At 70.8% G+C, this 13830-nt stretch carries 13 protein-coding genes; 8 read left to right on the top strand and 5 right to left on the bottom strand.

The features are described from left to right. Nucleotides 1–191: 191 nt before the first annotated feature. Both K244_RS0110120 and K244_RS0110115 read right to left on the bottom strand, forming a co-directional pair. Entirely contained in the window at nucleotides 192–650 is a 459-nt protein-coding gene (locus tag K244_RS0110120) for a pseudoazurin (RefSeq protein ID WP_024816421.1), read from the bottom strand. Nucleotides 651–961: 311 nt separating this feature from the next. Then, the gene (locus tag K244_RS0110115) at nucleotides 962–1864 is read right to left on the bottom strand and encodes a neutral zinc metallopeptidase (protein ID WP_020186146.1); all 903 of its coding nucleotides are present in this window, start codon (nucleotides 1862–1864) and stop codon (nucleotides 962–964) included. 194 nt (nucleotides 1865–2058) lie between these two features. On the opposite strand from K244_RS0110115, the gene K244_RS0110110 reads away from it, so the two are divergent. The 3 genes from K244_RS0110110 to cydB are packed head-to-tail and all read left to right on the top strand — an operon-like array spanning nucleotide 2059 to nucleotide 4891. Continuing rightward, on the top strand, nucleotides 2059–3474 hold the full coding sequence (locus K244_RS0110110) for a cytochrome ubiquinol oxidase subunit I (protein WP_020186145.1): 1416 nt from the start codon (nucleotides 2059–2061) through the stop codon (nucleotides 3472–3474). Continuing rightward, on the top strand, nucleotides 3471–3824 hold the full coding sequence (locus tag K244_RS0110105) for a hypothetical protein (protein WP_020186144.1): 354 nt from the start codon (nucleotides 3471–3473) through the stop codon (nucleotides 3822–3824). Before K244_RS0110110 ends, K244_RS0110105 begins: the two co-directional genes overlap by 4 nt. Before the next feature lie 47 nt (nucleotides 3825–3871). Further along, nucleotides 3872–4891 (top strand): cytochrome d ubiquinol oxidase subunit II, encoded by a 1020-nt coding sequence (gene cydB / locus K244_RS0110100; protein WP_020186143.1) that lies wholly within the window; start codon nucleotides 3872–3874, stop codon nucleotides 4889–4891. A 45-nt stretch (nucleotides 4892–4936) separates the two neighbouring features. On the opposite strand, the gene K244_RS0110095 is transcribed toward cydB, so the two are convergent. Next, complete coding sequence (locus K244_RS0110095; protein ID WP_020186142.1) at nucleotides 4937–5752, bottom strand: uracil-DNA glycosylase; 816 nt, start codon at nucleotides 5750–5752, stop codon at nucleotides 4937–4939. A gap of 173 nt (nucleotides 5753–5925) precedes the next feature. Here K244_RS0110095 and K244_RS0110090 point away from each other — a divergent pair, with 173 nt between their 5' ends. The 4 genes from K244_RS0110090 (at nucleotide 5926) to K244_RS0110075 (ending at nucleotide 9427) form a co-directional block, all read left to right on the top strand. Then, on the top strand, nucleotides 5926–6570 hold the full coding sequence (locus K244_RS0110090) for a CDP-alcohol phosphatidyltransferase family protein (protein WP_051460015.1): 645 nt from the start codon (nucleotides 5926–5928) through the stop codon (nucleotides 6568–6570). Continuing rightward, complete coding sequence (locus K244_RS0110085; RefSeq protein WP_020186140.1) at nucleotides 6567–7199, top strand: lysophospholipid acyltransferase family protein; 633 nt, start codon at nucleotides 6567–6569, stop codon at nucleotides 7197–7199. The genes K244_RS0110090 and K244_RS0110085 overlap by 4 nt, the downstream gene beginning before the upstream one ends. Beyond that, complete coding sequence (locus K244_RS0110080; protein WP_020186139.1) at nucleotides 7196–8125, top strand: phosphatidate cytidylyltransferase; 930 nt, start codon at nucleotides 7196–7198, stop codon at nucleotides 8123–8125. The genes K244_RS0110085 and K244_RS0110080 overlap by 4 nt, the downstream gene beginning before the upstream one ends. A gap of 195 nt (nucleotides 8126–8320) precedes the next feature. After that, entirely contained in the window at nucleotides 8321–9427 is a 1107-nt protein-coding gene (locus K244_RS0110075) for a methyl-accepting chemotaxis protein (protein ID WP_024816420.1), read from the top strand. Nucleotides 9428–9462: 35 nt separating this feature from the next. On the opposite strand, the gene K244_RS0110070 is transcribed toward K244_RS0110075, so the two are convergent. Beyond that, entirely contained in the window at nucleotides 9463–10404 is a 942-nt protein-coding gene (locus K244_RS0110070) for a sugar kinase (RefSeq protein WP_020186137.1), read from the bottom strand. A 131-nt stretch (nucleotides 10405–10535) separates the two neighbouring features. Here K244_RS0110070 and K244_RS0110065 point away from each other — a divergent pair, with 131 nt between their 5' ends. Beyond that, nucleotides 10536–10772, top strand: a complete 237-nt coding sequence (locus tag K244_RS0110065) for an Lrp/AsnC ligand binding domain-containing protein (RefSeq protein ID WP_020186136.1) — start codon at nucleotides 10536–10538, stop codon at nucleotides 10770–10772. Nucleotides 10773–11102: 330 nt separating this feature from the next. On the opposite strand, the gene K244_RS0110060 is transcribed toward K244_RS0110065, so the two are convergent. After that, a complete protein-coding gene (locus tag K244_RS0110060; protein ID WP_020186135.1) occupies nucleotides 11103–13823 on the bottom strand; it encodes a bifunctional acetate--CoA ligase family protein/GNAT family N-acetyltransferase in 2721 nt (906 codons plus the stop codon). Nucleotides 13824–13830 lie beyond the last annotated feature (7 nt).

Genomic DNA, 13830 nt, shown 5'->3' with positions numbered 1-13830 from the left:
TCGACGACTTATCCACGCGGTCATGCCCGCGTCTTGCGGGTATCCACGACCTGGGCGTCGAGATCGACGGTCCCGGAAAGTCGCGGATACCCGGCTCCGCCGGGCATGACGGCTGTGGCGGGATCGACGGATCGCAGGTTTGCTTTACGACGCGACGCTCAGATCGACGACGTTCGCGCCAGCCTGAGCCGTCACTGCGCGGCGGCGCCCTTGGTCTCGTCCAGCTTCTTGAACAGCGCCTCGAACTTCTTCTTGGCGACGCCGGTCTGCTTGACGCCCTTGGCTGCGTCGAGGTTGGGGTAGCTCGCGCCGACGGCGACCAGCGCCACCATGCCCATGCCGGCGTGCGGCAGGCACTTCACGCCGTAGACGCCGTCCTTGTCGAAGGTCACGGACACGTCCGTGTTGAACTCGCCCTTGAAGGGCTGGGCTCCGTCCGGGAGCATGCCGGGAATCGTTTCGGCGTTGTGGCTCTTGTCGGTCGCCACGAACTTCACGGTGTCGCCCGGGTTGATCCGCACGAAGCTCGGCTCGAACACCATGCGCCCTTCGGCGCCCTGGTTAAGCATCTTGACTTCGACTTCAGCGGCCTCCGCGCCGGCGACCATCGTCATCAACGCGGCCGCGGCCAGCACAAAGCCTCTCCACATCGTCCATCTCCCTGATATCGCGTCGCCGGCGGTGTCCGCTCGGCGGCGCGATAAGTAGTGGAAGGACCTCCCGCTCGGAAAGAGCTTTCTAGGGCGGCGCATTACTTAGGAAGTAGTCTAATTCGACACTGTCCACCGCGCGGGCGGCGTGATCAGCTTTGAACGAGCCGAAGCGACGCGCGAAAGCGTCGCCGCCGCGTAACGTTGGGCGCGGCCGCCGATCCTGCGCCGGACGCCCGACGTTCGGGGCGCGACCGGGGGGAGCGCGCTTCGGCGCGTCCCTTGGTCGCGTCCCTCGGTCGCGCCGCGCGTCAGAGCTGGCGCTGGTTGAAGGTGTCGCAGGTCTTCGGATCGCCTGAGGCCAGCCCGGTGCGGAACCACTTCACCCGCTGCGCGGAGGAGCCGTGGGTGAAGCTGTCCGGCACCACCTCGCCGCCGGAGCGCTTCTGCAGCGTGTCGTCGCCGATCTGGGTGGCGGCGGTCAGCGCGGACTCGACGTCGCCGTCCTCGAGGATGTTGAAGCGCTTGTTGGCCCAATAGCCCCAGACGCCGGCGAAACAGTCCGCCTGCAGCTCGATCCGCACCGAAATGGCGTTCGCCTGCTCCTCGGAGCGCGCCCGCTCGCGCTGCTGGTTCGCCCAGCGCATGATGCCGAGCTCGTTCTGCACGTGGTGGCCGACCTCGTGCGCGATCACGTAGGCGCGCGCGAACTCGCCGGGCGATTTGAACTTGCGGGCGAGCTCGTCGAAGAACTCGGTGTCGAGATACACGCGCTGGTCGCCGGGGCAGTAGAAGGGCCCCATTGCGGAGGCGCCCATGCCGCAGGCGGTGCTGGTGCGGCCGGAGAACAGCGTCAGCCGCGGCTTGTCGTAGGCCTTGCCGCTGTCCTTGAACAACGGCGTCCAGACGTCCTCGGTCTGGGCCAGCACGGCGCGCACGAACTCGCCTTGCTTCTTCTCGTCCTCGGAGAGCTGGCCCGGGTCGCCCTTCGGCCGCTCCTGCTGCGAATAGCCCGAGCCGCCGCCCTGGACGGTCTCGAGGCCCGCCAGGATGACCCGGGGGTCGACGCCCAGCGCCCACGAGACGAGCCCCACCACGATCAGGCCGCCGATGCCGACGCCGCCGCCGCCGCCGGGAAAGCGGAAGCCGCCGCCGCCCCCGCCGCCACGCTCGTCGTCGACGTTCTCGCTCCGGCGGAAATCCTCCCAGCGCATGGCCGTTCCCCTGCAAATCATCGCCCGTCAGAGCGCGTATCTAGCGCCCTTTTCGCCGCTTGGTACGCGCGATCGTGATCGCTTCGAACCGTTCAAAAGACGGTCTGTGCAAGCCGGGCCGCGGCGCCTATGGTCGGCCGACCAAGCGGACGCCGGCGACGCGACGCATCCGGCGCCTGGACGGGAGACGCCGGATGGACTTCGACCCCACCTTCCTCGCGCGGCTGCAGTTCGCCTTCACGGTCTCCTTCCACATCGTCTTTCCGGCGTTCTCGATCGGGACCTCGGCCTACATCGCGACGCTGCTGCTGCTGTGGTCGAAGACCGGCGCGGAGCGCTACCACCGGCTCGCCCGGTTTTGGACCAAGATCTTCGCGGTCTCCTTCGCCATGGGCGTCGTGTCCGGCATCGTGCTGAGCTACCAGTTCGGCACCAACTGGAGCCGGTTCTCCGAGGTCGTCGGCAACGTCATCGGCCCGCTGATCGGCTACGAGGTGCTGACCGCCTTCTTCCTGGAGGCGACCTTCCTCGGGATCATGCTGTTCGGTTGGACGCGGGTGCCGCCGTGGCTGCACGTGCTCTCGGCCTGCGTGGTCGCCTTCGGCACCGCGATCTCCGGCTTCTGGATCCTGTCCGCCAACAGCTGGATGCACACCCCGGCCGGCTTTGAGATGAAGGACGGGATCGCCTATCCGACCGACTGGGTGAAGATCATCTTCAACCCGTCGTTCCCCTACCGCTTCGCCCACATGATGATCGCGGCCTACCTCACCACGGCGGTGGTCGTGCTGGCGGTCGGGTGCCGCTATCTCCTGCAGAAGCGCTTCGGCGAGGACGCGCGCACCATGGTGCGCATGGCGGTCGGCATGATCGCGATCGTCGCCCCGCTCCAGCTCTTCGTCGGCGACGCGCACGGGCTCAATACGCTGGAGCATCAGCCCGCGAAGATCGCCGCCATGGAGGCGCACTGGGACGGCTCCAAGCCGGTCGCGCTGTCGCTGTTCGGCTGGCCGAACGCCGAAGCCGAGCGCACCGACTTCGAGCTCGCGATCCCGAACCTCTCCAGCCTGATCCTCACCCACAGCTGGGACGGGCGCATCAAGGGGCTGAAGGACTTTCCGGCCAACGAGCGGCCGCCGCTTATCACCACTTACTTCGGCTTCCGGCTGATGGTCGCGATCGGGATGCTGTTCATCGCGACCGGCCTCATCGGCGCCTGGCTGTGGCGGCGGGGGACGCTGTGGGAGGCGACCTGGTTCCAGTGGCCGGCCTCCTGCATGTGGCCGCTCGGCTTCATCGCGATCCTGTCGGGGTGGATCACCACCGAGACCGGCCGCCAGCCCTGGGTGGTGCATGGGGTGCTGCGCACCGCCGACGCCGCCTCGCCGGTGGCGGCCGCCGCGCTCTGGACCTCGCTCGCGCTGTTCGTGCTGGTCTACTGCGTCGTGTTCTCGATGGGCGTCTACTACGTGAACCGCCTCATCAACCGCGGCCCCGACGCGACCGTCACCGCCCCGCCGCGCCACGGCCAGCCCAGCCGCCCCCTGTCGGGCGCGGGCGAGGCGGTGGGAGAGGTCGTCCACGACGGCGCAATGGAGCCCGCGCGATGAGCGACGCGCCGCGCACGGTGACATTGTGGCGACCCGTTGGACCGCAGGAACTCGCCCTCATACGCGAGGCCGGGTCCCGCGCCTTTCCGCCCCGGCTGCCGGATCAGCCGATCTTCTACCCGGTGCTGACGCAGGAATACGCGGCGAAGATCGCACGGGACTGGAACGTGCCAGCGAGCGGAGCGGGCTACGTCACGCGTTTCGAGGTTCGCGAGGATTTTCTCCAGGCCTATGCGCCGCAGGAGGCCGGCGGCCGCGACCATCTTGAGTACTGGATACCAGCGGACGAACTGCTGGCGTTCAACGCGGCGATCGTCGGCGAAATCGCGGTCGTCCAGTCGTTTCCATGATCCGCCAGCGCCGCTGGCGTGCGAAAAGCTGAGGGAGCGTCACGTCCATGGAATGGTATCTGCCGCTCGCCTGGGGGCTGATCATCGGCGGCGCCGTCGCGATGTACGTGGTGCTCGACGGCTTCGACCTCGGGATCGGGATCCTGTTTCCGTTCACGAAGACCGAACACGAACGCGACCAGATGATGAACACGGTCGCGCCGTTCTGGGACGGCAACGAGACCTGGCTGGTGCTCGGCGGCGGCGGCCTGTGGGTGGCTTTTCCCAAGGCCTACGCGGTCATCATGCCGGCGCTCTACCTGCCGGTCATCGTCATGCTGCTGGCGCTGATCTTCCGTGGCGTGTCGTTCGAGTTCCGCTGGGTGGCGAAGCCCAACAAGGGCGTCTGGAACGTCGCCTTCGCCGGCGGCTCGATCGTCGCCGCCTTCTGCCAGGGCCTGATCCTCGGCGGCCTGCTGCAGGGGATCGACGTGCGGCCCACTGCGACGAACGGGCTGCAATTCGCCGGCGGGCCGCTCGATTGGCTCACGCCGTTCGCGCTGGTCTGCGGCGTCGGCGTGGTGCTGGGCTACGCGCTGCTCGGCGCGACCTGGCTTAACATGAAGACCGACGGTGAGGTCGCCCGCCGCTCCCGCGCGCAGGCGCCCGGCCTTCTGCTCGCGATGCTGGCGGCGATGGCGCTCGTCAGCCTCTGGACGCCGCTCGCGATCGACCGGATCTGGGACCGCTGGTTCTCGTTTCCCAACATCCTCTATCTGTGGCCGGCGCCCGTGCTGACCGCGCTCGTCGCTTTCGGCGTGTGGCGAGGGCTGGCCGCGGGCCGCGAGATCCTGCCGTTCCTCGGCTCGATCGCCCTGTTCCTGCTCGGCTTCGTCGGCCTCGCGATCTCGACCTGGCCCTATCTGGTGCCGCCGACCATCACCTTCTGGGACGCGGCCGCAGCGCCGGCCTCGCAGATCTTCCTCGGCGCCGGCACCATCGTGCTGTTCCCGATCATCATCGGCTACACCGTGTTCGTGTACTGGCTGTTCCGCGGCAAGGTCCGTGAGGGCGAGGGGTACCACTGAGCGATCGCGCGACGCCCGCGGCGCCGGGCGCCGGCGGGCGTCGGCTCAGGCGCCGTCGAGCACGCGGCGGATCGCCTTCAGGTCGCGCCAGGCGAACTTCTTCTGGCCCGGGCTGCGCAGCAGATAGGCCGGATGCAGCGTCGCCATGGCGCGGATCGAGCGGCCCCCAGCGTCATAGTCCAGCCATTTGCCGCGCAGCTTCAGGATGCCGTCCTTGGCGCGGAACAGGCTCTGCGCCGCGGATCCGCCGAGGGCGACGAGCACGTCGGGCTGCGCCAGTTCGATCTGCCGCCGGATGAAGGGCAGGCAGGTCTCCGTCTCCTGCGGCGTCGGCGTGCGGTTGCCGGGCGGCCGCCACGGAATGACGTTCGCGATGTAGACCTCCGAGCGTTCCAGCCCGATCGCGGCCAGCATGCGGTCCAGCAACTGGCCGGACCGGCCGACGAAGGGAAGGCCCGACAGGTCCTCCTCGCGGCCCGGGGCCTCGCCCACCAGCATCAGCCGGGCGCCCGGCGCGCCGTCGGCGAAGACGGTGCGGCTCGCGGTCGCCTTCAGCGCGCAGCCGTCGAAGCGCTCCAGAATCGCGCGCAGGTCGTCGAGCGTCGCGGCGCTGGCCGCCGCCTGCCGCGCCGCGGCGGCGGTCTCGTCGGGCGCCGCCGCCAGCGCCGCCGCTGAAGCGGGCGCCCGCGCCGCGGGCTGCGCGGGCAGGGGCTCAGCAGCCGGCGGCGGCCTTAGTCTCGTGGCGCTCTCCGCAAACCGATCCTGCCCGACATCCTCGAGCGCGGCGTCGACGCCCATGGCGACGTACCAGTCGAGCAGCGCCTGGGCGTCGTGGGCGGTGAGGGAAGGGCGGGGATCCATCGAGCCACTCTATCCGCTCCCGTGTCGCGAGTCAGGCGGACGCGAGCGTTAGACCTGTTTCGGGCCGCCGCGGGAGGCCGTTTCGGCGAAAGGTCGACAGCCCCCGCCCGATTTGATGTAACTCGCACCGAGGCCTCGCGGGGAGGCCGGCTTTTCGGACGGGGGACGATCGGGTGCAACCCGGGGCGTTAGACACAAGCGAGGGGCCGGCGCGCCGACCGATCGCGAGCCGCTCGTCGGGCTGGGCGATACGGTTGGCCGGCGGCCTCGCCCGCACCAACGTCACGCCCAACCAGATCTCCGTCGCCTCCGTCCTGTTCGCGGGCCTCGGTTGCGCGCTGATCGCCGCCGGCCACACGCCGCTAGCCTGGCTCGCGGCTGCGGGCTGCGTCCAGCTCCGGCTGGTCTGCAACCTGCTCGACGGCATGGTCGCGGTCGAGGGCGGCAAGAAGTCGGCGGTCGGCGCGATCTACAACGAGTTTCCCGACCGGATCGCCGACACGCTTTTGCTCGCGCCGCTGGGCTACGCCGCGGGCGTTCCTTGGCTCGGCTGGGCGGCGGCGCTGGCTGCGGCGCTCACCGCCTATGTCCGCGTCTTCGGCGGCTCGCTGGGACTGCCGCAGGATTTCTCCGGCGTCATGGCGAAGCAGCGGCGCATGGCGGCGCTGACCGCGGCGCTGGTCGCGCAGAGCGTGGAGTGGACGTTCAGCGACACGCGCTGGTCGCTGCTGGTCGCCGTGGCGCTCATCCCCGCGGGCAGCCTCGTCACATGCGTGACGCGCACCGCCGCCATCGCGACGAAGCTCCGCGCGACATGAGCGCCACCGCTCTCGCCCGGCAGATCCTGATCGTGCTCGTGCGCGTCCTCGTGGGCGCACGCGGCGAATGGGTGGGTTCGACGCCCGAGACCCGCTCGAGGATCTATTTCGCCAACCACACCAGCCACTTCGACACGCTCGCGGTGATCTCGGCGCTGCCGCCGGAGCTGCGCCGGCGGACCCGCCCGGTCGCAGCGCGCGACTACTGGGGCGGCTCGGCGCTCAAGCGCTTCGTCTCTGAGAAGTGCCTGCGCGCCGTGCTGATCGATCGCGACGGCCGCGGGGAGGGCGACCCGCTCGCCCCGGTGGACGAGGCGCTCGCCCGGCGGGAGTCGGTGCTGATTTTCCCGGAGGGCACGCGCGGCGCCGGCGAGGAGGTCGCGGCCTTCAAGAGCGGGCTGCATCGCCTGGCCGAGCGGCATCCGGAGGCCGAGCTGATCCCCGTGCATCTCGACAATCTGGCCCGCGTCATGCCGAAGGGCTCGTTTCTGATCGTGCCGCTCACCTGCACCGCCCGGTTCGGCGCGCCGCTGACGACAGTGCCCGGCGAGCCCAAGGCGGAGTTTCTCGCCCGCGCCCGCGCGGCGGTCGAAAGCCTCGCGCCGCGCCGCAAGGGAGCCTCCACGTGAGCGCGGCCTTCGGCTGGGTGCTCGTCGGCGTGATCGCGATCCTCGCGGCCGCCACCATCGTCGGCCGCGCGCTGGAGCGCCGCGCGACGACGCCGGAGGGCCGCGCCACCATCCAGAACCTCAACGCCCGCACCCGCTCGTGGTGGGTGATGGCGATCGTCTTCGGCGGCGCGCTGGCGCTTGGGCCCGTCGCGACCACGCTGCTGTTCGCCGGCCTGTCCTTCATGGCGCTGCGGGAGTTCTGGTCGCTCGCGCCCTCGCGCGCCGGCGACCATCGGGCGCTGTTCCTGTCGTTCTTCGTGGCGCTGCCGATCCACTACCTGCTGCTCGGCACCGGCTGGTACGGCCTCTTCGCCGTGTTCATCCCGGTCTACGCCTTCCTGATCCTGCCCGCGATCTCGACGCTTGCGGGCGACGTCACCGACTTCCTCGCGCGCCAGGCCAAGGTGCAGTGGGGGCTGATGCTCACCGTCTACATGCTCAGCCACGCTCCCGCGCTGATGATGCTCGACACCGGGACCGACCCGGCGATGCTGGTGCTCTATCTCGTGGTGGTGGCCCAGCTCTCCGACGTCGCCCAGTACGTCTTCGGCAAGCTGATCGGCCGCACGCGGTTCTCCCCCAACGTCAGCCCGTCGAAGACGGTCGAGGGCCTGCTCGGCGGCTGGGCGACGGCGGTCCTGATCGGGGTTGCGCTCCATGGGCTCACCCCGTTCTCGCCGCTGCAGGCCGCGGGGATGAGCCTCGTCATCGTCGTCGCCGGCTTCTTCGGCGGCTTCGTGCTCTCGGCCGTGAAGCGCGACCTCGGCGCCAAGGACTGGGGCTACGTCATCGCGGGCCATGGCGGCGTGCTGGACCGCGTGGATTCGATCATCTTCGCCGCGCCGATGTTCTTCCACCTCACCCGCTACTGGTTCACGGGGTAGCGAACGGGGCGGCCCAGGTCGGTCGGAACGACGCTCTCGCGTCGGGTCAGGACGCGCATCCTTGCCTATTATCGATGCAGGGTCGTTTTTGCCGCAGCCGTCGCGGCGGAAGGCTCCGACGCGATTAACCTCTGACTAACCCGGCGATCCTTCACTCGGCTCAGTGATTGTACTTAGTCGGGGAACCTTGGCGCTATGGCTACGCAGGCGGGGCAATCCTTGGGAATCGTGGTGGATCAGGCGGCGGAAAGCCTGAAGGAGGCCGCCCGCTCCAACATCGCGGCGATCCAGAACATCACCCGGCGGATGCGGCTGCTGGCGCTGAACGCCCAGATCGAGGCGGCCCATGCCGGCCAGACCGGATTCGCGGTGGTTGCGGAGGAAGTGAAAGGGGTCGCGCGGGAGATCGAGACGCTTGCGGCGAGCCTCGGCGGCGACGTTGGCGCCCGCGTCGACGATCTTCGCGACGCGGTTTCAGGTCTCGCCTCAGCCGCGCGGGGCGACCGCTTCGTCGACCTCGCTTTGAATGCGGTGGAAATCATCGATCGCAATCTCTACGAGCGCACCTGCGACGTGCGCTGGTGGGCCACCGACAGCGCCGTGGTGGACTGCGCCGCGGCGCCGCGGGCGGAGGCCGTCGCGCACGCCGAGCGCCGGCTCGGGGTGATCCTGTCGGCTTACACGGTCTATCTGGACCTCTGGCTCTGCGACTTGAACGGCCGGGTCGTCGCAAACGGTCGGCCGCAGCGCTTCGCGGCCCGCGGCGCGGACGCGAGCCGGACGCGTTGGTTCGCCAAGGCGAAGAGCCTCGCCTCGGGCGACGATTTCGCGGTCGCCGAGATCGACCGCTGCGCGGAGCTCGGAGGCGCGCAGGTCGCGACCTACGTCGCCTCGGTGCGCGAAGGCGGCGCGCCGCACGGCAAGCCTCTGGGCTTCCTCGCGATCCACTTCGACTGGGAGCCGCAAGCGCGCTCCATCGTGGAAGGCGTAAGGCTCACCGCCGAAGAGGCGGCGCAGAGCCGCGTGTTGCTGCTCGACGCCGGCCATCGCGTGATCGCCGGCAGCCGCGGGTCAGCCCTCGGAGAGGCGTTTCCGCTCGCGACCGGCGGACGCGACTTCGGCCTCTACGCGGACGCGTCCGGGCGTCTGATCGCCTTTCACAAGACGCCGGGGTACGAGACCTACCGCGGGATGGGGTGGTTCGGCGTCATCGAATACGCGCCGCTCGCCGCGCGCGCGTCAGCTCCAGCGCTTGCCCGCCCCGAACGGGCGTGGGGTTCGGCGTCGTCGGCCACGGCCTGAAACGACGATCAACGTCCCGCGAGACAGCCTTGGAGTTAATCGGCGGTTAACCCCAAGGCTGTCTCGCGCGTTATCTCGGCGTCCAGTTCCGCTCGCCGCGGCAGCGGGGGGATCGCGCCGTAACCGCGGGTGGACAGCGCGGCGGAGACGTTGGCGCGCCGCGCCGCCGCGAAAGGGTCTCGCCCATTGAGGTAGCTCGTCAGGAACGCGCCGTCGAAGGCGTCGCCGGCGCCGGTCGCGTCCACCGCTCGCACCGGGTGCGCCGCGATCCGCTCCCGCCGCTCCGGCGTCGCGACGAGGCATCCGTGGGCGCCGAGCGTCAGCGCCACCACCTTGGGGCCGAGCGCGAGGATGGCGTCGCAGATCGCGTCCGGATCCTCGACGCCGAACAGCAGCGCCGCGTCGTCGAGGCCCGGCAGCGCGACATCCGTCAGCGTCAGCGCCTCGCGGATCGTCGCGCGGGCGCGGGCGAGCGGCCAGAGCTTGAGCCGGAGGTTGGTGTCGTAGGAGACGAGGACGCCGGCGTCGCGCGCCTTCGCCAGGGCCGCGAACACGCCGTCGGCGGCGGTGGTCGAGATCGCCTGGCTGATGCCGGAAGCGTGCAGGACCCGGGTCGCGGCGATCGCCTCCGCCGGGATGCGGTCCGGCCCGACGAGGCTCGCCGCCGAGCCCGCGCGGCGGTAGCTGAAGCGGTGGCCGTCGGGACCATGCGTCACGAAATAGAGCCCGGTCGGCGCGTCGCGGTCGCGGCTCATGTGGGTGCGGTCTACGCCCTCGGCGTCCCACAGCGCGGTCAGCGCCTCGCCGAAGGCGTCGTCGCCGATCGCGCCGAGAACGCCGGAGCGCGCGCCGAGCCGGGCGGCGGCGATCGCGACGTTCGAGACGTCGCCCCCGCAGCCGAGAGTGAAGCGGCCGACCTCGGTTTCGTTCAGTTCCGCCAGGGGTTCGCCGAGGCAGAGGATGTCGAGAGCGGGCATGCGCGGACCTCGGGTCGAGGCGATCAGGGTCCGCCGTCATAGCAAGCGAAGGGCGGGGCGCGCCATCCGTTGCCGAGCCGACCGCTCGCGCCGTATGGTCCGGCCCCCGGCGGCGACGGAGCGTGAGGCGGATGCAGACCTTCTACGTGCAGATCAAATGCGAGCTCGGCCGCACCTACGAGACGGCGGAGCACTTGGCCGACCTCGAGCTGCACTCCGAGATCTATTCGACCGCGGGCGACTACGACCTGATCGTGAAGTACCACGTCGACGACGGCGTCGACGTCGGCCACTTCGTCGGCGCCCACGTGCAGACCGCGCCGGGCGTGCGCGACACCCACACGCTGATCACGTTCAAGGCGTTTTGAGCGCTGTTTTCCTTGGAGAGGGGGCGCTTCAACCGGGTGCGTGCTTCGAGACGCGCTTTTGGCGCTCCTCAGCATGAGGAGGTTGGTGGAGGCTCAAAGCCCCTCATGCTGAGGAGCCTCGCGCCAGCGAGGCGTCTCGAAGCACGCACTCGGGTTGGGCGCGGTGCGGTTAGAGCTTGACTGGGTTACGACCCACTGCGTCATGCCCGCGCTTTCGCGGGTATCCACGACTTCGGCGTAGAGCCCGACGCCCCAGTCGTGGATACCCGGCTTCGCCGGGCATGACGGCGAAGCGGTAGGAAACGTCCGCGCTCGATGCGCTCGCCCGCCTCACTCCGCCACCGCCCGCGCGCCCTCTCCGCGTTCCAGCTCCAGCGTCACCAGCCGCACGCCGACGTCGTCGGGGTCGACCTTCACCGCAAATCCGAGCGCGCGGCACATCGACAGCATGGTCGAATTCTCGGCGAGCACCTGCCCGGTGATCCGCCGCAGCCGCTCGGTCTCCGCAAGGCGGATCAGCGTGCGCATCAGCCGCCAGCCGAGGCCGCGGCCCTTGAGGTCGGAGCGCAGCAGGATCGCGTACTCGCCCTCGACGCCGTCGGCGTCCGCGTGGATCTGGGCGAGGCCGAGGATGCGCTGCCGCTGGTCGATCGCGAGCAGCACCATGGTCCGCGCGTAGTCGATCTGCGTCAGGCGGGCGATGAAGGGCCGCGGCACCTCCTTCACCGGCGTGAAGAAGCGCTGGCGGAGGTCGTCCGGCGCGACAGCTCGGAAGAAGGCCGCGACCTGGGGCTCGTCTTCCGGCCGCACCGGGCGCACCAGCACCTCCGAGCCGTCGGCGAGGGTGAGGCCGGTCTCGAACTCCTTCGGATAGGGCCGGATGGCGAGCCGGAGGTTGGCCGGCCCCGCGCGCCGGTTGCGCGGCGCGAGGCGGACGCGGATGCGGGCGTCGAGCGCGACCGCGCCCTGCGGCGTCACCATCAGCGGGTTGACGTCGAGCTCGGCGATCTCCGGCATGTCGGCGGCGAGCTGCGCGAGCTTCACCAGCGTCTGCGCCACGGCGTCGACGTTCGCGGCCGGGGCTCCGTCGTAGCCGGCGAGCACCGTCCCGACCCGGGTGCGGCCGATGAGTTCGCGGGCGAGCCCATGGTGCAGCGGGGGCAGGGCGAGAGCGACGTCACGCACGATCTCCACCGCCCCGCCGCCCGCGCCGAAAGCCACGACGGGGCCGAAGGTCGGGTCGTCGAACAGGCCGGCGAAGGTCTCGACGCCGTCGTCGGGCCGCACATGGGGCTGCACCAGTAGCCCCTCGATGCGCGCCTGCGGCGCCCGCGCGGCGACGCGGGCGAGCATGGCCCCCGCGGCCTTCTCGACCGCCTCCGCCGTGTCGAGCGCGAGCCTGACGCCGCCCACAGCCGATTTGTGCGAAAGGTCTGGCGAGACGATCTTGATCACCGCGGCGCTTCCCGAGCGGATGAAGCCGCGCGCCACCTCAGCCGCGGCCTCGGGCGTGTCCACCACCGCGTGCGGTAGCACGGGGATCTCGTAGGCCCGCAGCACCTCCGCGACGTCGGTCGGCGACAGCCACTCCCGCGCGTTGTTCAGCGCGTCGTCCATGGCGGCGCGGGCGCGGGCCGGGTCCGGCGTGAAGCTCTCGGGCGCGGAGGGCGGCGTCTCGACCAGCGCGGCCTGCGCCTCGACGTGGCGGACGAGGTGCATCAGCCCCGCCAGCGCGCTTTCCGGGGTGCGGAAAAACGGCACGTGCGCCGCTTCCAGGATCCGCCGCGGCGCGGTCTCCGAGCCCATGAAGGCGGCGAACACCGGCTTCGGCGGGTAGGTGCGCCCCCGCGCGCGGCCTGAGGCCGCGGCGATGGCGTGGGCGCAAGGAGCGGCCTCCGACAGCATCGTCGGCGCGTGGATGGCGACCACCGCGTCGACCTGGGCGTCGGCCAGCGCCGCCGCCACCGCGGCCTCGTAGCGCTCGGGCGTGGCGTCGCCCGCGATGTCGATCGGGTTCGCGCGCGACCAGTCGGGCGGCAGCGCCGCGTCGAGGGCGTCGATGGTCGCGTCGGACAGTTGCGCCGGGCGGCCGCCGAGATCGATCAGCCGGTCGACCGCGAGCACGCCGAGGCCGCCGCCGTTGGTGACGATCGCGATCCTCTTGCCTGAGGTCGGCGCGACATGCGCGAGGGTTTCGATCGCCGCGAACAGGTCCGCGAGGTCGGCGACGCGCAGCAGGCCGGCGCGGCGGAAGGCGGCGTCGTAGACCGCGTCGGAGGTCGCAAGCGCCCCGCTGTGGGTGGCCGCGGCGCGGGCGCCGGCCGCGTGCCGGCCGCCCTTGATGACGACGACTGGCTTGGCGCGGGCGGCGGCGCGGGCGGCCGAGAGGAAACGCGGCGCATCCGACACCGCGTTCAGGTACATCACGATCGCCCGCGTGCGGCGATCGATCGCGAAATGGTCGAGCAGGTCGTCGACGTCGACGTCCGCCATGTCGCCGAACGACACGATCCCCGAGAAGCCGATCTCGCGGGCGGTCGCCCACTCGATGGTGGAGGAGACGAAGCCCCCGGACTGGGAGAGCAGCGCGAGGTCGCCGGCGAGCGCCTGCGGCGCGAAGCTTGCGTTTAGCTTCACGTGTGGGCTGAGCACGCCGAGGCACCCCGGCCCGATCAGCCGCATGCCGTGCTTGCGCGCCGCCTGTTCGGCGTGGTCCCTGAGCGAGCCCGGTCCTCGGCCGAGGCCCTTGGTGATCACGGCCGCCGCCCGCGCCCCGGCGGCGCCCGCGGCGTCGATCACGCCCGCGATGGTGTGGGGCGGGGTGGTGACGACGATCAGGTCCGGCGGTTCGGGCAGGCTTGCGAAATCGGGAGAGGCGGGAACGCCGTCGAGGTCGGGGTAGTCCGGATTGACCAGCCGGAGCGGGCCCTTGAAGCCGCCGTTCCGCAGGTTCTGCAGCACCGCCCGCCCGACGCTGCCCGGCCGCGGGCTGCCGCCGACGAGGACGACGGAGCGGGGCGCGAACACGGCGTCGAGGTTGCGGGTCGACATGACGCTC

The sequence above is a fragment of the Methylopila sp. 73B genome (assembly GCF_000526315.1).
GTDB lineage: Bacteria > Pseudomonadota > Alphaproteobacteria > Rhizobiales > Methylopilaceae > Methylopila.
This window is presented reverse-complemented; position numbering and strand designations above follow the sequence as displayed.